The sequence below is a fragment of the Dokdonia sp. Hel_I_53 genome, assembly GCF_007827465.1.
Classification (GTDB): Bacteria; Bacteroidota; Bacteroidia; order Flavobacteriales; family Flavobacteriaceae; genus Dokdonia.
On sequence record NZ_VISL01000001.1, the window covers coordinates 2768946 to 2788819 of the forward strand.

Below are 19874 nucleotides of genomic sequence, written 5' to 3' on the forward strand. Positions count from 1 at the left end.
TATATAATACTGTTAAAAAAACCAATAATTACTTCGGTATATAGCGTAATAACGCAAGAGTGTGTTAAAATTTTATGAGATTATTAAGATTTTATTAATACATATTCAAAATTTATTTCTGATCTTCAATCGCTTTTAATAATCAAGTAGTCAATCAACATATATACTTATGAAAAGAAGAAATTTTGTTCAGATGGCAGGTATGGGCGCTGGAGCCCTTATGGTACCTTCCATGCTGCTAGGTAATTCAATTCCCACGGAGGCACTTTTAGAGCCAGGAATGGATACACTAGTTAAAAAACAACTTGCAGATGTAGCCCTAAATACAGCAAAAAGCTTAGGTGCAACGTACGCAGATGCTCGTATAGGAAGATATTTAAATCAATATGTATTTACGCGTGAAGAGAAAGTGCAAAATGTTGTGAATACAGAATCATTTGGTATTGGCGTTCGTGTGATTGCAAATGGAACTTGGGGTTTTGCTTCAACAAATGATGTAACAGATAGTGGTATCAAAAAAGCGACACAAGAGGCGGTTGCCATCGCAAAAGCAAATTCAAAATTTCAGAAAGAACCTGTGGTGCTGGCGCCGGTAGATTCTTACGGTGAAGTGTCTTGGAAAACTCCTTTGAAAAAAGATTTTAAAGACGTTCCAGTATCAGAAAAGGTAGATTTACTACTTACTGCAAATGCAGCGGCCATGAATAATGGTGCGAGCTATGTAAACTCTGCTCTATTTATGGTAAATGAGCAGAAATATTTTGCCTCTACAGAAGGGTCATACATAGATCAAGATGTACACCGTATCTGGCCTACGTTTGGGGTGACTGCAATAGGTGATGGTAAATTTAAAACTCGTCAGGCAATGAGCGCACCTATGGGAATGGGCTATGAGTACTTAGATGGTTTAGAATCTGAAAAACTGGAAGGACCAGCAGGTCTTAAGTTATACAGAAATAGTTACGATATCATAGAAGATGCTACTACCGCAGCAAAGCAAGCTAAAGAGATGCTCACAGCAAAATCTGTAGATGCAGGTAAGTATGATCTTGTTTTAGAACCTAATCATCTTGGATTAACCATCCATGAGTCTGTAGGACACCCCACAGAATTAGATCGTGTTCTTGGTTATGAGGCAAACTATGCAGGTACAAGTTTTGCAACTATTGATAAATGGAAATCTGGCGACTTTAAGTACGGTAGTGATATAGTAAATATAGTTGCAGATAAGGTACAGCAAGGTTCTCTAGGGGCTGTAGGATGGGATGACGAAGGAGTTAAAACCAAGCAATGGGATATTATTCGTGATGGAGTATTGGTAAATTACCAAGCTATACGCGATCAAGTGAAAATGATAGATCAGAACGAGTCACACGGATGCTGCTACGCGCAAAGCTGGAACGATGTGCAATTCCAACGTATGCCTAACATCTCGCTAGAAGCAGGAAAAGAACCTTATTCTATAAGTGAGATGATAAAAGATGTAGAGAAGGGAATCTATATTGCCGGTCGTGGATCATATTCTATAGATCAACAACGCTACAACTTCCAGTTTGGTGGGACTGTATTCTATGAGATAAAAGACGGTAAGATCGTAGGAATGCTTAATGATGTAGCGTATCAATCAAATACTCAAGAATTTTGGAATTCTTGCGCAAAAATATGTGATCAAAGTGACTATAGACTTTTTGGATCCTTCTTTGATGGTAAGGGGCAGCCTTCTCAAGTAAGCGCAGTGTCACATGGTAGTGCGACTACGCGTTTTAACGATATAAATGTCATCAATACAGGCCGTAACGTCTAGTATATATTTTCTTACTCAAAATAAAAAATACAATGGGAATATTTTCAAAAGAAGAGGCTAGAAAGATATTAGAAAAAGCAATGAGCTTTTCTACTGCTGATGCCTGTGTTATAAATTTAAGCGGGAGCGATAGCGGTAATATACGCTATGCTCGTAATACTGTATCCACATCGGGATCACAGTCTAATCAAAGCATGGCCGTAAACGCAAGTTTTGGTAAAAAGTCTGGTACTGCTACTATTGATGAATTTGATGATGCCTCACTGGAAAAGGTAGTGCGTCGGGCAGAGGAGCTAGCAAAGCTTTCACCAGAGAATCCAGAATTTATGGAACCACTAGGACCACAATCCTATGATGAGTCTAAAACGTACGTAGAAGCCACAGCAAACATCACCCCAGAATATAGAGCTGAGGTGGCAAATAGCAGTATCTCTCCAGCCGTTGCAAATGATGTTACTGCAGCAGGCTTTTTGGATGGTGGAGCAGGATTTAGTGCAATGATGAATTCAAATGGTTTATTTGCATATAATAAATCTACTAATGTAGAATTTACCGTGACGATGCGTACAAATGATGGTACTGGTTCTGGATGGGTAACAAGAGACTATAACGACATTACAAAGTTTGACGCTGCCGAAGCATCAAAGGTCGCCATCGATAAAGCGGTAATGTCTCGTGAAGCAAAAGCGATAGAGCCTGGAAAATACACTGTAATTTTAGAGCCCTCTGCTGGTTTAGGACTCTTGCAGGGATTAGGTAGGTCTATAGATGCTCGATCTGCAGATGAAGGTCGTAGCTTTATGTCAAAAGAAGGTGGAACTAAGTTAGGAGAAAAAATTGTAGATGAACGTGTGAACTTATGGTCAGACCCACTCAACGAGGAAGTACCTGCGGCAACATGGGATGGAGAGGGACAACCGCTTAAGAAAACAACTTGGATTGAAAATGGTGTAGTTAAAAACCTTGCCTATGGACGTTATTGGGCAAAGCAAAAAGGAGTAGATCCAGTACCATTTCCAAGTAATTTTATCATGGGCGGAGGTGATGCCTCGCTAGAAGATTTAATTAAAAGTACTAAGAAAGGAATATTAGTTACGCGACTATGGTACATACGTTCAGTAGATCCTCAAACATTACTCTATACGGGACTTACACGTGATGGGACGTTTTATATTGAGAATGGAAAAATTAAGTACCCGGTAAAGAACTTCCGCTTTAACGAGAGTCCTATTATTATGCTTAATAATTTAGAGACATTAGGAAAGCAAGTACGTGTAGACGGAAGTCTCATTCCATATATGAAAATACGTGACTTTACCTTTACAAGTCTTTCAGACGCTGTTTAAGAAAAAAATAAACAACAAGGCTGGCTATTGCAAATTGTGATAGCCAGTTTTATATTTTTATACGCTTTCGCGAAAGCGTAAAAGAACAATTATGAATCATCCATACGTATAAATGAATAAGTTTTTCTTCACACGCTTGCAGTATGAGTCTGGAGATTGGGATGTAGACCAGCGTATGCCGTCTAATTTGCTAAATTCTTTAGTTGAATATACGACACTGCCTATTGATACTCAGGAAAATATTATTCCCTTAGCCAGTGACGATATTTTTAAATGTCCATTTTGTTATATATCTGGTCATAAACTGGTGCAATTCACCGAAAAAGAAAAGGAAAATTTCAAGAAGTATGTAGAAAATGGAGGTTTTGTATTTGCAGATGATTGTAATCATGATATTGACGGCCTCTTTGCAAAATCATTTGAACGACAGATGGATGAAATTTTTGGAACAGAAGCCTTGAAAAAGATTTCAAATAACCACGAGATTTATTCTGCTTTTTTTGAATTTGAAGATGGACCTCCTACTACGAGCCAGGAGCTGAATGGCTGGGGAGATGACTTGGTACACGATTATCTAAAAGCCATCATAATAAAGGACAGAATTGGAGTACTTTATAGTAATAAGGATTATGGATGCGAGTGGGATTATGATTTTAGAAATAAGCGGTGGTATAAAATAGATAACACAAAGTTTGGCGTAAACATCGTGATGTATGCACTTACATCATAATACATTTAAGTATGAATAACGAATTAGAGGAACTACAACGGGAAGTAACAACCTTAACAAAAAAGTTGGCAGCTCTTAAAGTAGAGATTGCTAAAGTAATAATAGGTCAAGAAGAGACCGTAGATCAGTTGCTTATTGCGTTGCTTGCAAGAGGGCACGCATTACTAGAAGGAGTACCTGGTTTAGCAAAAACTTTGATGATCCGCACGCTTTCCCAAGCTATTGATCTTAAGTTTAAACGCATACAATTTACTCCCGATCTGATGCCTTCAGATATTATAGGTACAGAAATTTTAGAAGAAGATCACACCACTGGCAAGAAATCTTTTGAGTTTAAGCAAGGTCCAATTTTCTCTAATATTATTCTAGCCGATGAGATTAATCGTACTCCACCAAAAACCCAGGCGGCTTTATTAGAGGCGATGCAAGAGTTTGAAGTTACCTATTCTGGGAAAACCTACACTTTAGAAAAACCTTTTTTTATTCTTGCTACCCAAAACCCAATTGAGCAATCGGGAACCTTTCCTTTACCAGAAGCCCAGCAGGACAGGTTTTTATTTTATATTAAAATAGCGTATCCTACTGCTCAGGAAGAAGTAGCTATTTTAAAAGCCACTACGGGCGGAAAACTTGAAAAGGTGAACCCCATACTTAGTGGGAAAGACATTATTAAACTTCAAGAATTTGTACGGGAAGTCCCCATAAGCGACCAGCTCATTGCTTATGTGAGTGCTATTGTAAGAGCTACGAGGCCAGAAACAACTACTAATGCTTACGTAAAGCAGTGGGTAGGATGGGGTGCAGGTCCGCGTGCTGGACAAGCGCTTATTCTTACAGCAAAGGCTAGAGCCCTGTTTCAAGGAAGAATGGCAGTTACTTTAGAAGACCTTCATAATGTAGCGTTACCTGTTTTACGCCATCGTATTATTGTAAATTTTAAAGCAGAGGCAGAGGGAATTACATCAGACCAAGTAACCAAGACGCTATTAAAAGAAACCAATTTTTCCAAATAGAACAAAGTAAACGTGCCTACAGATTACAAAGAGCTTCTCAAACCTGAAGTGATAAACAGTGTTTCTGGATTATCACTCATTGCGCGTGTGGTTGTAGAGGGATATTTATCTGGGCTTAATCGAAGTAGACGGGTAGGAGCGGGTTTAGAATTTAGTCAATATAGAGGTTATGAGCCAGGAGATGATTTACGATTGCTAGACTGGAAAATGCTAGCACGCTCTGGTAGATATTACATAAAACAGTCCGAACTTGATACGCATATTAATGTTAAGTTTATTATAGATAACAGCAACTCAATGCTTCATCAAGAAGATGAATTATCAAAGGCAGCCTATGCAAATGTACTTGTGGCCTGTCTTGCCCACCTTGCACACAGTCAAGGAGATGCAGTAGGTTTACATATCATTAATAACAAAAAAATAGAAACTATTCAACCAGCGATAGGTAAACAACACTTTAATCGATTTTTATATCAATTGATAGAAAGAGAGGTGTCAGGAACATGGCCACAAAATTTGACTAGTGAAAAACTACATCACCGTAATGACAAAGAATTACTATTTTTTATAACTGACTTTTATGAAAATAGTGAAGAAATTACAAAGACAATTCAACAATTGAAAACCACACGGAATGAGGTAATAGTCATTCACTTAATGGGAAACTCAGAACTAGCGTTTAACTATGAAGGACAAATTATTTTTGAGGACTTAGAAAACAGAAATAAAATTAAAGTCAATACAAAGGACGGAAAAAAGGAATACTTAAAACATCTTACAGCACATATGAGTGCTATAAAAGAACTTTTACTAAGGAAGAATATAGGTTATGAGTTAATTACACTCGAAAGTGATGTTGCTGAGGCGCTACAACTTTTTCTAAAAAAGCGTAGAAATTTAGTTTGATATGACCTTGCTGCAACCTTCATATCTTTGGGGATTATCCTCACTATTAGTACCTATCGCTATTCATTTATGGAGTAGAAATAAGGTGCGTGTGATTAAGGTAGGTAGCACACAGTTTATAGCACAAACAAAATCAAATAAAAGCACTACCATACAACTTAATGAATTGTGGCTTCTGGTTCTTAGATGCTTGATGCTAACTGTATTAGTTTTTATCATCGCAAAGCCTTTTTGGACTACAAAATCAGATCAAAAGCAAGTGGTTTATGTATTTGAACCTTCACTACTTGCTACTGCCACTGCTAGAGAAAAATTTAAGGATATACCTCAAGAGGATAGACTTTTGTTAGCCAGTGGCTTCCCAGAATGGCGTGAAGATCTTGAAATTAATCATATTGCACCGCCAAATTATTGGCAACTGGCTCAGGAAACCACAACGATAGCGGCAGATAGTATTGTTATTTTTACGAACGCTTTCGCGAAAGCTATAAAAGGTAAACGACCTACTATTAACTCAAAAATTAATTGGATCGTCGTAGATTCATACCCTCAAGAAGATACTCCTATAGTAGCAGTACAAAGAGTAGACAGTACAGCAGTGATCTACGCTCAAATGAAAGAAGGCAATCTTTCATTTTATGATAAAATGCAACCCTCTCAAAGTAGAATTTCTCAAGGAGATAGTATTTCTGTAGGTCCAGTGGATAACGATAAAGTAGTGCCTTTAATCATTAAAGAGCCTATACAAGTAACCATTCTTTCAGACCAATCTACCATAGCCGAATTGTATTACTTAGAAGCAGCATTCCGGGCAATTTCTAAGTATACCTATCGGGATATTAGGACTCAAAAAATCTCAAAATTGGATACTTTAGAGAATAGAGATATGGATTACTTGATTTCTTTAATAGAGGCTCCAACGCAATATTATATAGTCCCTACCTTAGAATTAAGTCCTGACCCAATAGCCCGCAAACTTATAGCACCTACCAGCATAGCACTTAAACATACACTTACCAGAAGGCTTTCGCCAAAAATTATAGAGGAAAAGGACTTTGTACCTCAGTTACTAGACTGGATGCAGTTAGATATCCCTATTAAGAAAATTGCTGTTGATTATGATTATAGAACAGTTCCAGAAGAAACGATCCAAACCAATTATATAAACGCAGGTAACCAACGAAACAAAGTAGTTCAATCGAGTTTGTCAAGTGTACTCTGGGTAATTTTGATATTACTACTATTTATGGAACGTCTTGTAGCTAGCGCACGTAAACAATAATGGAGGAAGGAAGTAATACCATACAACGCTTTACTACAGCCTGGCGACAGCAAGAGCTCTTACTGGCATTTTGCTATGCTTTTGGCAGTGCCGTATTTGTAGGTTTTCTTACGTGCAATATTTGGGTTAGTTGTATTGCTTTTCTACTTGTTTTCGGAATCATTATCCTATTTAGAAAACCTTGGAATATTACAGTTCATAGTAGTAGTGACTATTTAGACACCCATCTTCATACCACAGAATTTAGTACTAGTCTATTGCTTTCTGATTCTAATAATCTATCGAGAATAGCACAGCTACAGCGTGCAAAAGTCGATTTGCAATTGCAAAACGATGTGCATTTGGTTAGGCCGCAAACTAATTTAAAAAGGGCAATTTCCATTGCTGTCATTTTGATTTTTACGGGCTTTATTCTCTCACAGTTTTATTCCTATGGCACTGGAAGTGAAGCTTTAGTCGTACCAGAGAAAGAAAAAATAAATTTTCAATCTTCAGCTGCTGTACTTCCTTCATATGAGCCCCCAACATTAGAGTCACAAAAACTCACCATTTCATATCCCGTTTATACTCGAAAATCAGCTGAGAGTACTAGTTCAATGAATGCAAAAATTCTAGAGGGATCTAATTTATATTGGCAGTTAGATTTTAAAGGCTCAGTACGCAAGGTTGAAATGGAAGGTATGTTTTCGAATATAGAAATGGGTGTTATGCGTACCAATATTGGGGGTAATTCCGCTTTCGCGAAAGCGTACACACCCAAAACCTCAGGGTATTATAATTTTAAATTTTATGATTCCCTAGGAGCCAGCTATATTTCTGATATGTACGCTATAGAAATCATTAAAGACAAAGCACCAGAGATTAAAATTAATGGACTACCACAATTTACTTCTTTTGATCATCAAGATGTGAAAGAGCTTTCTTTTACTACAGAAATTAGTGACGATTATGGTATTTCCCATGCTGCTATTGTAGCAACCGTAAGTAAAGGAGCAGGGGAGTCTGTAAAATTTAGAGAAGAAAGACTCGCTTTTGATCAACCAGTACCTACGGGGCAAAAAGTTGTGACACTTTTCAAAAAAATCAACCTTGAAGAACTCAAAATGGAAATAGGAGATGAGCTGTATTTCTATATTGAGACTTCAGATGAGAAGGCACCAAAGCCTAATATCGCGAGAAGTGAAACATATTTTGCAGTAATTAAAGACACGGTAAGTGACAGCTTTGCTGTAGAAGGTACTTTAGGTGCAGATCTAATGCCAGACTATTTTAGAAGTCAGCGACAATTAATTATCGACACTGAGAAATTGCTCAAAGAGCGACCTACACTTAGTCTGGCAGAATTTACATCGAGAAGTAATGCGTTGGGATTTGATCAAAAGGCGTTAAGGCTAAAGTATGGACAGTTTATGGGCGATGAAGATGATTCTGGAATAGCAGTAGATCAAGAAATCCACATGGATGAAAGCCCAGATGATGACCCAACGGCAGGGTACAGGCACGACCACGATAGTGAGAATGAACATAACCTTGTAGAAGAAGCATCTCATGATCATGATACGGATGAAAACTCCCCATTAGAAAACTATGTGCATAACCACGATGACCCAGAGGAGGCTACCTTATTTACTGCATCCTTACGCGGCAAGCTTAAGCAAGCCATGGCCGAAATGTGGGACTCTGAGTTGCACTTAAGATTGTCAGATCCCAAGACATCATTACCGTATCAATATAGGGCGTTGCAATTAATTCAAGAGATAAAAAATACGGCTCGAATTTATGTACATCGTATAGGTTTTGATCCGCCACCCATCAAAGAAGAAAAGCGCTTAACGGGTGAAATTAAGGATCTAACAAATATATATGAGAGCAAAACAATAGATACTGCAGATCCTTTATCTGCTATAAGAGAAAGTATCGAAATTATCGAAAATAGATTGCAACAGAATACTACACTGAGTGTAGGGGATAAAACCGCTTTCGCGAAAGCGGGACAGCAACTAGCAATGATCGCTATTAATGAACCCACAAAACACCTTAAGACGTTACAGCTATTGAAATGGCTTACAGAGGAAAAGCCACAATCTAGAGAGGTTTGGAAATCTGTACAAAGAGGACTATTACGTGCCTTACCTACTAATGATTTACAAATATCTAAGGGCTATAAATCTACAGGGAGTTTAGAACGAATGTTTTACAAAGAATTACAGCAAGGTGATAGATAAGGTAACATTTCTTAAGCAGGATATGGTATGGCTTGTTGCTGTAATTGCACTAGTTATGTGGTTACTTTTTGTTTTGAAAGATGCCCGTCAAGTGAAGGGTAGTAAGCTTTTAATAAGGGCACTACTAGGATTTGTCGCGGTTGCAAGTCTTGCCCTATTATATTTAGAACCACAAATACCAACTGCTAGGAGCAAGAGTCTAGGAATCATTCTCACAGAAAACTATAACAAAAAACAGCTAGATAGTTTAAAGAATTTACATACCAGTCTTATTGAAATACCCTATAACGAAGATGGTTTTAGACAAGAACAGCTAGACTCCATAGATAAATTTTACATTTTAGGAAATGGAATTGAGTCCTATGACTTTTGGCAACTTCATGCTAGAAATACCTCTTATTTAGGCGGAAATGAGGTAAGGGGAATAATAAGATTAAATTATAATGAACGTTTTACGCTGGGCGATTCCTTAAAAATTTTAGGAGCCTACCGAAAACCCCAAGGTACACAACTCATATTGAAAGATCCAGCTGGAACCAGCGTAGATTCATTACAGCTTACGACTAGTCTTGAAGATCAGCTTATTTCGCTAGGAGAAACACCTAAGGCGACGGGAATGTATATATATACCCTTGTTGAAAAAGATAGTTTAGGTAAAGTACAACGTATAGATCCATTACCTATAATCGTTTCGAAAAAAGAAGTACTTAATATTTTAATGCTACAGACATTCCCTACGTTTGAATCTAAATATTTAAAAAATTATCTAACAGCTGATGGACATAGGATTTTGTCTCGTGTAGCGCTTACAAAAGGCAAATACAAATTTGAAAGTTTGAACAGGGCAAAAGGAACTATTTACGGCTTGACCAAGTCTAATCTTGAAAATTTTGACCTCATTATTATGGATATAGCATCTTATAGGCAATTATCTCGCAGCTCTAATGGTGCCTTGGTGTCTAGTCTGCAAGATGGGTTAGGGATGTTTATATATTCTGATGGCAATCAAATAAATACCTTATCATCGTTTGGTTTTAAGTTTAAAAGAGCCTCTCAGCAGGTACTAACATTACCTCAGTATCCAGCGGTAACTATACCGAGCATACCGTATAAATTTATAGATACTCCTATGCATGAACCAATCCTTTCTACAAACAGTAAGAATATCACTGCATATAGTCTTCAAGGGAACGGGAAAGTGGGTACTTCATTACTTACAGATACGTATCAGTTACAGCTAAGAGGGAATGCTGCAGTTTACAATTATATATGGGCAACTACATTAAAGGCATTACGAAAAAAAAGTAACGTGTCCACATGGTGGAGTGCAGAGGATATAATGGCTACGGCAGATAAGCCTTATAAGGTTAATCTAAGATCTAATTTAAAGATGCCAACGGCTCTTAATAATAGAGGAAATCATATAGGTCTTAAGCAAGATCTAACCCAAAAAAATAAATGGTCTACAACTATATATCCTAAAACTATTGGATGGGACAGTATAAACATACAACAAGACCCTACAGCCACCCATTATTTTTACGTAAGTGATAGTCTCGCTTGGGAACACAAGAAAGCCTATACTACAACAACAAAAAATAAAGCGCAATTTAATAATAGTGCAAAGGAAAAGACCTCATTGGCAAAAATTACACCGCTCAACCCCTTATGGTTATGTGGTGCTTTTCTAATAGCTATGGGATGTTTATGGTTGTTCCCAAAATGGAGAGGTTAAAAGGGAGTTATTGATTTTTTAAATTCTTTATTTTCTGCTGGTCATTCGCTTTTCTTATTTCTTCTTTTTCAACAAACTTTTGATGCTCGAGGTGAGCGTAGTGATCTTTTTTTCTTCTGTATATACTTTCAATACCTTCTGCTTTTCCATAAATGGTTACCTTATCTAGTGGTAGCATTTTAAAAGTTCCTGAAGGGGAGCCAAAATACCCGGCACCCTTGCGTTGTATTCCTAAGATGGTGATGCCTTCTTCTCTTAGGTCCAATTCTTCTAGAGTACGATGGCACATCCATCCATCTACATCAACCTCTGCTTCTACAATTTTAAAATCGTCTTTAAGATGCAGTACAGCCTCATAGTCGTGTATTTGAAGATCTGTATACCTCTTTAACATATTTGTAATAATTTTTGAAAGTCCATTATTGACCCATTTGCTTCGTATAGCAAGCCATAGAAATGACATTCCTCCTACAATTATTAAAAATCCGTATAATCTGGAAGCATTGGATTCTGGTAGCACAAATGTGAGTATAAGCGAGGACATGGCAGTTACAATACCTGCGTTTCCAATAAGCATCAGGTTATAAATAATCTTCCGCCTCACAGGGTGATTCATAATATTCTCTGTTTCCTTAGTACTTAGGCCAGCACCTGTGTAAGCAGACCGAGACTGAAATTTTGCTATTTCTTCAGATAATCCTGTATGTACAAGAGCTATGGTACAAATTTTTGTAATGAGGACAGAGAATGTTATAATGAGGAATAATGAAACAGCAGCAATCATAGAAAAATATACTGTAAAACTAGCTATTTAAAAATACATTACTAAAAACCTTTTAAAGAATTTGTAATCTGAAGAAATTGAGGTTTTTTTTAAATTAATTTGAAAATTTATCATTTGGCTTATCAAAAGTATCAAATGAAATCTCAACTTCTCTTTTACCCCAATTTATAGCCGCTTCATGATCTAAACCCATATAGATATCAATCTTTTTTCTCCAACGTTTATTCATTTTATCTTTGACGATATAATCACCATTTAAACCTTTTATTTCCACTTCCTCATTGTGATCTAGCCCTAATTTTATAAGATCTCTAGAAACAGCGATGGCTCGTTCTCCAGGTTCAAGAATGTCTCCCCATGCTGCCAGGAATGGATTTCCTTTTTTTGTTTGTCTTTCGAAAGAATTATAAGCTGTTGCAGTTACATCTAAAGAAATTCTTTTTTTTACAGGTTTTTCATACAGATTTTTTACATCTGTTTCTACACCTTTTTCAGAGTAGTTTTCATCAGCAATTTCTCTTAGAGACTCATTAATTTCATCTGAAGAGCATGCCGTAGAGATTAAAATTATTAAAATACAGTTTAGAATATTTTTTGCTATGTTGTTTTTAAGTTTCATAATTTTAATATAAAGCTATGAATTTCAAAAAACTAGGGATTTACAAATGATTTATAAGTTTTACCAAGGTATTTAACATAGATTAAGAATATCACATAGTGAGGATAGGCTTTATTACTTTGCCATCGTGCATGTCTAATAATGCCTCATTAATATCTTTAAAATCATAAAAGGTCACTAGTTTATCAAATGGGAATTTTCCCTGCTTGTATAATTCAATAAGACGTGGAATGTAAATTTTTACAATACTATCACCTTCAACAACTCCAATAATTTTTCTTCCAGATAGAATTAAATCATTCGCATCAAAACCGTACATTGTTTCTCCTGGAGGGGCCCCAACAATAGCTAAGGTTCCTCTTTGAGCTAATGAGTTGAAAGCTAATTGAGCAACTTTTTCAATTCCTGATGCTTCTATTGCAAAATCCACTCCCTTTTCAACAATTTTTTTAATAGCTTTTATTGGATTCTTAACTTCCTTACTATTTACTGTATCAGTAGCGCCTAATTCTTTTGCAAGTGAAAGTCTTTCTGTATTAATATCTACAGCGATGATCTTAGAGCATCCAGCATTTTTTGCAGCCATTATTGCAGATAGACCAACAGAACCTACGCCATACACAGCTATAGATGTTCCAGGATTTGGATTAAGAGTGTTCATTACTGTTCCAGCTCCTGTTTGTATTCCGCAACCAAGAGGTCCCATAAGTTTTAAATCTACCTCCTTGGTAATTTTCACAACATTACGATGATGTGCGAGGGCATATGTCCCGAAAGATGACTGTTGAAAGAAAGCTCCGTTAATATTTTTATGCTCATTTTTATAAATAGGATCTTCTCCACCTTGGCGTTTATTCATAAAATTAAGAGGATTAAAATCTTCACAGTACGCTGGATCCCCTTCTTGACAAGGCTTACAAGCACCGCAAGATCCATAAGATAGAACGACATGATCTCCTTTTCTTATATCTTTAATATGTGAACCTACTTTTTCTACAACTCCTGCGCCTTCATGACCAAGTACAACAGGATAATTTGTAGGGAGGTTACCATCTTTGACAGCGACATCTGTATGGCATAAACCCGTCGCAACTATTTTAATTAATATTTCATGTGAATTAGGTTCTGAAATGTTGACATGCTTCATAGTAAATTCTTCTCCAGCTTCCTCTATTACTGCTATTTGTGCTTTCATTTGATTAGGTTTTCAATAATTTTAAAAATAATGTGGAGCGCATCTCTTAAAGATTCAAACTTAGAACATAATTGAATAGTAATTAATAGTTTTTTAAGACTGAAAAACTTTAATGAATACCGCTTTCGCGAAAGCAAAAGAGGCACTCTTACATCACCTATTAGTAATAAATTTAATTTTTTCCAATAAAAGGTCCTCCTTAAGTTTTAAGGAGGACCTTCATAGAGTAATACATACAATTAACGCTTGATAAGTTTTATACTTTTTTTACCAAACGATGTCGTAAGTTTTGCAATGTAAATCCCAGCTTTTAATACTGTCGCATCAATACTTAGAATTTCTTTTGAATTGTTGATTTCTAATACTTTTCGTCCAGCTATATCATAAAGACTTACTTGTGTAATGAGGCTATTCTTGCTTTCTATTTTCCACTCATTTAGTGCTGGATTAGGATACACGTTTACTACTGTGGTATCAAAATTTTCTGTGCTAAGTACAGTATTATTATGTAGATAAATATTATCTAAAAAAAGTGTTCTAGATCCATTATCTGCACCTACCACAGTTAGAATAAATTGTCTCAAGGCATCTCTTTGCTGTGTGGAGTCATCAAAATCGAAATCTGATAAAGGAACATCAACAGATACCCATTCACCGAAGGTTGATATAGGATTTGTTAGTCCAAATGCAGATGTTTCTCCACTGTCTCCTACGTGGTTTGAAAATTTTGGATTAGCGATAAGTCCAGCACTAAGATTGGTTTGAATCCAATAATCCATATGGAAATGCGATAAGTCTGAGTTATTTACTACCGTTCCCCAGTCAATAAGCAAGAATTGCGGATCGGGTTGCGTAAAAACAATTTTTTGAAAGTTGTCGCCATCTATAGTTTGTTCAGAAATATCTGTAGTTCCTTCGTTAAAAGCACCAAATACCACATTTGGCTGGTCTGTATAAGTATCACTATATATAGAGAAAACGGTTTCTGCATCTCTTGCTGGAGGCGCAGGTGCTGCTACAGTTGGTACAGAATCTCCACCAGTTGCTGTATCATCAAGAACGAGTGATACGTTGTCTATAATTACAATACCTGTATCTGCTCCCATATCAAACAGTACACGTCCATCTGTGGAGCTAAAGTTTGCAACTAGAGTTAAGGTAAAGGTTTGTGAGTTTTCAGTAAGAGTTACCTCTTCTACTTGCGCTGTAAAGGGATCTACAAATAATCCTATACCTGCAATCATCGTTCTACTAGCTGTAGTAGCATCTGTATTTGCATCAAAGGTCAAAATATAGGTTTCTCCTTCTGTAATAGCAAGGCCTCTCTGACTTAGATTTACATTAAATGCATCACCTGCGGTCGTAACGTCTGCAAAGTTAAAGCTATTTCCTCCTTCTGTCTGTAAATTAAAGGCGTTACCTTCCCATGCCGTTGCACCTTCTTCGAAATCACCGTTAGATAACAATTCGTCTCCAGCCGCTGGAGTATCATCAAGAACGAGTGATACGTTGTCTATAATTACAGTACCTGTATCTGCTCCCATATCAAACAGTACACGTCCATCTGTGGAGCTAAAGTTTGCAACTAGAGTTAAGGTAAAGGTTTGTGAATTTTCAGTAAGAGTTACCTCTTCTACTTGCGAAGTAAAGGGATCTACAAATAGTCCTATACCTGCAATCATCGTTCTACTAGCTGTAGTAGCATCTGTATTTGCATCAAAGGTTAAAATATAGGTTTCTCCTTCAGTAATAGCAAGACCTCTCTGACTTAGATTTACATTAAATGCATCACCTGCGGTCGTAACGTCTGCAAAGTTAAAGCTGTTTCCTCCTTCTGTCTGTACATTAAAGGCGTTACCTTCCCATGCCGTTGCACCTTCTTCGAAATCACCGTTAGATAACAATTCGTCTCCAGCCGCTGGAGTATCATCAAGAACGAGTGATACGTTGTCTATAATTACAATACCTGTATCTGCTCCCATATCAAACAGTACACGTCCATCTGTGGAGCTAAAGTTTGCAACTAGAGTTAAGGTAAAGGTTTGTGAATTTTCAGTAAGAGTTACCTCTTCTACTTGCGCTGTAAAGGGATCTACAAATAATCCTATACCTGCAATCATCGTTCTACTAGCTGTAGTAGCATCTGTATTTGCATCAAAGGTCAAAATATAGGTTTCTCCTTCTGTAATAGCAAGGCCTCTCTGACTTAGATTTACATTAAATGCATCACCTGCGGTCGTAACGTCTGCAAAGTTAAAGCTGTTTCCTCCTTCTGTCTGTACATTAAAGGCGTTACCTTCCCATGCCGTTGCACCTTCTTCGAAATCACCGTTAGATAACAATTCGTCTCCAGCCGCTGGAGTATCATCAAGAACGAGTGATACGTTGTCTATAATTACAGTACCTGTATCTGCTCCCATATCAAACAGTACACGTCCATCTGTGGAGCTAAAGTTTGCAACTAGAGTTAAGGTAAAGGTTTGTGAATTTTCAGTAAGAGTTACCTCTTCTACTTGCGAAGTAAAGGGATCTACAAATAGTCCTATACCTGCAATCATCGTTCTACTAGCTGTAGTAGCATCTGTATTTGCATCAAAGGTTAAAATATAGGTTTCTCCTTCAGTAATAGCAAGACCTCTCTGACTTAGATTTACATTAAATGCATCACCTGCGGTCGTAACGTCTGCAAAGTTAAAGCTATTTCCTCCTTCTGTCTGCACATTAAAGGCGTTACCTTCCCATACCGTTGCACCTTCTTCGAAGTCACCATTAGTCAGCATATTTGTTTGAGCAAACAGGAAGTTACAAGCCGTAAATATTAAACAAGTTAATAGTGTAATTTTTTTCATAAGTTTTTATTTAAGTATTGGATCTTGATGTAATAAGATAATTTCATAAAATTAACAGAATAACTGCATTATTACGCGAAATGTTTTGTTAAATTTAAAAATAATGACTTTGCAGACTTATATTTTGAGGATATAATAAACTTAGCATTTGTTGCGGTAATTCATATTATTGAATAGATACTTAATTTAAAAAACTTTACAATCATTCAGTTTATGATGTTTATTTATATTTTATAATTATAAATGATTTGAGTAATTTGGAAAAAAATAATGGCTATATGAAAAATTACTATGCATTAATTTTACTCTTTATTCTTCCACTATACGCTTTTGCTCAAAGTAAAAACGTAACAATTGAGACTACAACAGAGGGATCAAAACTTATTGTTGGGGGAGAAGATTTTATTATTAATGGAATGAATTGGGATTATGTTCCAATAGGAACTACAATAGCAACTACAGCATACCAATTCTGGAACCAGCCTGATGAAATTATTGCTACTGCATTAGATTCAGAAATGGCGCTTCTCAAAAATATGGGCGTAAACACTGTACGTTTATATACTGGTGTTCAACCAAAATGGGTAAAATATATCTATGAGAAATATGGGATTTATACAATGCTCAACCATTCTTTTGGAAGGTATGGGCTAACTATAGATGGTTCTTGGAAACCTAATACTGATTATGGTGACCCCAAAGTCAGAGAATTGTTGTTAAGAGAAACTACAGCGTTAGCAAATCAATTTAAAGGAACTCCTGGATTATTAATGTTTCTTTTGGGAAATGAAAATAATTATGGTCTTTTTTGGGATGGAGCAGAAACAGAAGATATTCCTGTAGAAGATAGAAAATCTACAAAAAGAGCTCGAGAGATGTATACGCTTTTTAACGAGGCTGCTATCGCAATGAAGATTAGTGATAATAAACACCCAATTGCTATTTGTAATGGAGATGTTTTGTTTTTAGATATAATAGCAAAGGAGTGCCCTGACATCGATATTTACGGGACTAATATGTATAGAGGAGCTTCTTTTGGAGATGCTTTTGAAAAAGTAAAAACGATGTACGGGAAGCCTTTGATGTTTACAGAATTTGGAGCAGATGCTTTCAACACTAAGGAAAACCAAGAAGATGAAGAATCACAAGCGCATTATTTAGTTAAGAATTGGGAAGAGATCTACGCAAATGTTGCTGGGCTTGGAAAAACAGGAAATTCAATTGGCGGATTTACATTTCAGTTTAGCGATGGTTGGTGGAAAATTGGACAGACAACTAATCTTGATATTCACGATACAGATGCAACCTGGCCTAATGGAGGGTATCAAAATGATTTTGTTGAAGGACAAAACAATATGAATGAGGAGTGGTTCGGAATATGCGCAAAAGGTCCAACTAATGAAAAGGGACTCTACACTCTTTATCCAAGGGCTGCTTATTACGCACTAAAAGAAGCACATAACTTTAGCCCTTTTGAATCTACAGCTTCCGACTTGCAGAATCATTTTAACAATATTCAAATTATGGAAGCATTGTTAAAGGCTCGTGGGGATCAAGCTGCTTTAAAAGCCTCTACTGGAGGCTCAAAAATAGGCATAAGCTCTTTAAGAGCAGAGTTTACAACATTTAATACTGGAGGAAAACGTATAACTACACCAGAAAATGCAGACCCTAATGCTTCAATTTTTCCTGATGAGTTAGGTTTTGATAATATGGAATCTTATTATATTGGTGTAGAAGCAAATCCTTCTCCAGGATTAAGAGCAAATGTAGTCACAAACATTATTGGAAACGTAGCCAGCAATCCTATAAATGAAATATTTTATGAGAATAGAGGGAGGCCAGTATCTGTAACATCAGATTCTGGAGAGGTCACGCTAGTTGATAATAATAGAGTACAGATTTATCAAGCAGAAGTAAATTGGCAATCAAAGTATGTAGATTCAAAAGCATTTTATCGTACAGGACATTATCATTGGGGTTATGAGGGAGATTTCTTTGGGCTATATCCTGAGGCAAACTATGGCCCTAATATTGACATTTATAACGGAGTAGCCCCTTTTGGCTTTGAATTTGAGGGCAAAAAGGAGTTAGATGGTTTTAAAGTAGCCTTTGGACCAGAGTTATGGTGGGGAGCAAATCCAGCGGTGTTAGTGAAGTATCAAACCCAAATTGGAAAATATAAAATGGCTGGTATTTTTCATGAAGATATAGCAGATCGTGGTGCGGGAATTAGTTCTGTAGCGATTCCTCAGCCAAGAACCCGTAGAGCTACAGCTTATATTCAACGTGGATTTAATAAATTTACAGTTGAACTAGGCGGTATTTGGGGAGGGCAACCATTAAATGGAAGAGACTATCAAGTGGTTAAAGAAGAAGATAATGTGACCAATGTATACATTAACAAGGTTAATACCAAAGATAACTGGGGAGGTAAAGCTAAGGTTACTTACGCAGGTGGTAAAATTAATTGGTATGCACAAGCAGCCGCACAAGGGCTCGTAGCTTTTGGAGGCGCAGACTACACACAGACCTTTACTGGGTGGAGATTAAAAGATAGTGGTAGTGGAAATCAATATAATTTTTTAACAGGATTTACCTATACCGTAGGCAATTTACAAATTGCACCCAACTTTTTGTGGCAAGAGCCCATAGTGGATCCCATTCCGCTTGGCTCTCCAGCACCTGCAAGAGCTAGAAATATATTAGTAGATCCTTTTGTGGTGAGAGCTAACCGTAAAACTACTGCGGGGGAGCTATTACTTACGTACGATCCTACACCAGGTTCTTGGTTTTATCAATGGGATAATGATCGAGCAGAAGACGCAACATTTGCAGCAAACTTAGGATTTGTATATAGAGCACAGCCTACTACACAAGATGCTGCAATTGGATTTTTTGGAGATAGCAGAGAGCCAGTAGCCTTTGATGCGGCTCCACCAGCTCAAGATTTATGGGAATTTCATGGTAGAGTGGTCTCTAAAATCACGCCTAGTTTTGGAGTGATAGGTAACTTTTACGGTGGAAATGCGCAGGCGAGAGGAAGCGATAATCGCTTAATATATAGATACGGAGCAGATGCTCGTGTGATCTATGAAAAATTTAAATTGATATCTGAAATTAAGGTTGATGACTGGGGTCCATACGATTACCACAGAGATTTTAACTTGACCTTCCCTTTACAATTACAATTAGACCTGTCTACAACATTTGGAAAACAAGATTGGTTTATACTTCCTAGTACCCGTTTTGGTGTGCGCTACACATGGCGTTCATTGAATAATTTTTCACCTCGATATGAATTTCAAAATCCAATAGACTTGGGTTTTGCTAATGGTTCTGAGTGGGAAATTAGAACCTATTTACACCTTAATATTGGAAAATAA

The 19874-nt window shown here is 36.9% G+C and carries 13 protein-coding genes; 9 read left to right on the forward strand and 4 right to left on the reverse strand.

The window, feature by feature from the left end; genetic code table 11:
• Window positions 1-169: 169 nt before the first annotated feature.
• The 8 genes from OD90_RS12460 to OD90_RS12495 all read left to right on the forward strand — a co-directional run bounded on the left by OD90_RS12460 (window position 170) and on the right by OD90_RS12495 (window position 11041).
• Window positions 170-1804, forward strand: coding sequence for a TldD/PmbA family protein (locus tag OD90_RS12460; RefSeq protein WP_144669482.1), 1635 nt, complete (start codon window positions 170-172; stop codon window positions 1802-1804).
• Window positions 1805-1836: 32 nt separating this feature from the next.
• Window positions 1837-3150 carry a TldD/PmbA family protein gene (locus OD90_RS12465; protein ID WP_144669483.1) on the forward strand — a complete coding sequence of 438 codons (1314 nt, stop codon included), beginning with the start codon at window positions 1837-1839 and terminating at the stop codon, window positions 3148-3150.
• 112 nt (window positions 3151-3262) lie between these two features.
• Entirely contained in the window at window positions 3263-3880 is a 618-nt protein-coding gene (locus OD90_RS12470) for a DUF4159 domain-containing protein (RefSeq protein ID WP_144669484.1), read from the forward strand.
• Window positions 3881-3891: 11 nt separating this feature from the next.
• The gene (locus OD90_RS12475) at window positions 3892-4893 is read left to right on the forward strand and encodes an AAA family ATPase (protein ID WP_144669485.1); all 1002 of its coding nucleotides are present in this window, start codon (window positions 3892-3894) and stop codon (window positions 4891-4893) included.
• 12 nt (window positions 4894-4905) lie between these two features.
• On the forward strand, window positions 4906-5799 hold the full coding sequence (locus OD90_RS12480; protein WP_144669486.1) for a DUF58 domain-containing protein: 894 nt from the start codon (window positions 4906-4908) through the stop codon (window positions 5797-5799).
• 1 nt (window position 5800) lies between these two features.
• Window positions 5801-7081 carry a BatA domain-containing protein gene (locus OD90_RS12485; protein ID WP_144669487.1) on the forward strand — a complete coding sequence of 427 codons (1281 nt, stop codon included), beginning with the start codon at window positions 5801-5803 and terminating at the stop codon, window positions 7079-7081.
• A complete protein-coding gene (locus tag OD90_RS12490; protein ID WP_144669488.1) occupies window positions 7081-9306 on the forward strand; it encodes a tryptophan-rich sensory protein in 2226 nt (741 codons plus the stop codon). Before OD90_RS12485 ends, OD90_RS12490 begins: the two co-directional genes overlap by 1 nt.
• Window positions 9296-11041: a hypothetical protein gene (locus OD90_RS12495; RefSeq protein ID WP_144669489.1), complete on the forward strand. Its 1746-nt coding sequence runs from the start codon at window positions 9296-9298 to the stop codon at window positions 11039-11041. The genes OD90_RS12490 and OD90_RS12495 overlap by 11 nt, the downstream gene beginning before the upstream one ends.
• A 7-nt stretch (window positions 11042-11048) precedes the next feature.
• On the opposite strand, the gene OD90_RS12500 is transcribed toward OD90_RS12495, so the two are convergent.
• From OD90_RS12500 to OD90_RS12515, 4 genes are all read right to left on the reverse strand, one after another.
• Window positions 11049-11825 carry a TrkA C-terminal domain-containing protein gene (locus OD90_RS12500; RefSeq protein WP_144669490.1) on the reverse strand — a complete coding sequence of 259 codons (777 nt, stop codon included), beginning with the start codon at window positions 11823-11825 and terminating at the stop codon, window positions 11049-11051.
• Window positions 11826-11919: 94 nt separating this feature from the next.
• Window positions 11920-12444, reverse strand: coding sequence for a 3D domain-containing protein (locus OD90_RS12505; RefSeq protein ID WP_261374517.1), 525 nt, complete (start codon window positions 12442-12444; stop codon window positions 11920-11922).
• 91 nt (window positions 12445-12535) lie between these two features.
• Window positions 12536-13639 (reverse strand): NAD(P)-dependent alcohol dehydrogenase, encoded by a 1104-nt coding sequence (locus tag OD90_RS12510; RefSeq protein WP_144669491.1) that lies wholly within the window; start codon window positions 13637-13639, stop codon window positions 12536-12538.
• Window positions 13640-13878: 239 nt separating this feature from the next.
• Window positions 13879-16488 (reverse strand): T9SS type A sorting domain-containing protein, encoded by a 2610-nt coding sequence (locus OD90_RS12515; protein ID WP_144669492.1) that lies wholly within the window; start codon window positions 16486-16488, stop codon window positions 13879-13881.
• A 278-nt stretch (window positions 16489-16766) separates the two neighbouring features.
• Here OD90_RS12515 and OD90_RS12520 point away from each other — a divergent pair, with 278 nt between their 5' ends.
• Window positions 16767-19874, forward strand: coding sequence for a glycosidase (locus OD90_RS12520; protein ID WP_144669493.1), 3108 nt, complete (start codon window positions 16767-16769; stop codon window positions 19872-19874).

What these genes read in the sequence shown, in the direction of transcription:
- OD90_RS12510 (WP_144669491.1), bottom strand. Translation starts at nt 13,639, where the DNA reads ATGAAAGCACAAATAGCAGTAATAGAGGAAGCTGGAGAAGAATTTACT.
- OD90_RS12470 (WP_144669484.1), top strand. Translation starts at nt 3,263, where the DNA reads ATGAATAAGTTTTTCTTCACACGCTTGCAGTATGAGTCTGGAGATTGG.
- OD90_RS12460 (WP_144669482.1), top strand. Translation starts at nt 170, where the DNA reads ATGAAAAGAAGAAATTTTGTTCAGATGGCAGGTATGGGCGCTGGAGCC.
- OD90_RS12505 (WP_261374517.1), bottom strand. Translation starts at nt 12,444, where the DNA reads ATGAAACTTAAAAACAACATAGCAAAAAATATTCTAAACTGTATTTTA.
- OD90_RS12485 (WP_144669487.1), top strand. Translation starts at nt 5,801, where the DNA reads ATGACCTTGCTGCAACCTTCATATCTTTGGGGATTATCCTCACTATTA.
- OD90_RS12520 (WP_144669493.1), top strand. Translation starts at nt 16,767, where the DNA reads ATGAAAAATTACTATGCATTAATTTTACTCTTTATTCTTCCACTATAC.
- OD90_RS12465 (WP_144669483.1), top strand. Translation starts at nt 1,837, where the DNA reads ATGGGAATATTTTCAAAAGAAGAGGCTAGAAAGATATTAGAAAAAGCA.
- OD90_RS12500 (WP_144669490.1), bottom strand. Translation starts at nt 11,825, where the DNA reads ATGATTGCTGCTGTTTCATTATTCCTCATTATAACATTCTCTGTCCTC.
- OD90_RS12515 (WP_144669492.1), bottom strand. Translation starts at nt 16,488, where the DNA reads ATGAAAAAAATTACACTATTAACTTGTTTAATATTTACGGCTTGTAAC.
- OD90_RS12490 (WP_144669488.1), top strand. Translation starts at nt 7,081, where the DNA reads ATGGAGGAAGGAAGTAATACCATACAACGCTTTACTACAGCCTGGCGA.
- OD90_RS12475 (WP_144669485.1), top strand. Translation starts at nt 3,892, where the DNA reads ATGAATAACGAATTAGAGGAACTACAACGGGAAGTAACAACCTTAACA.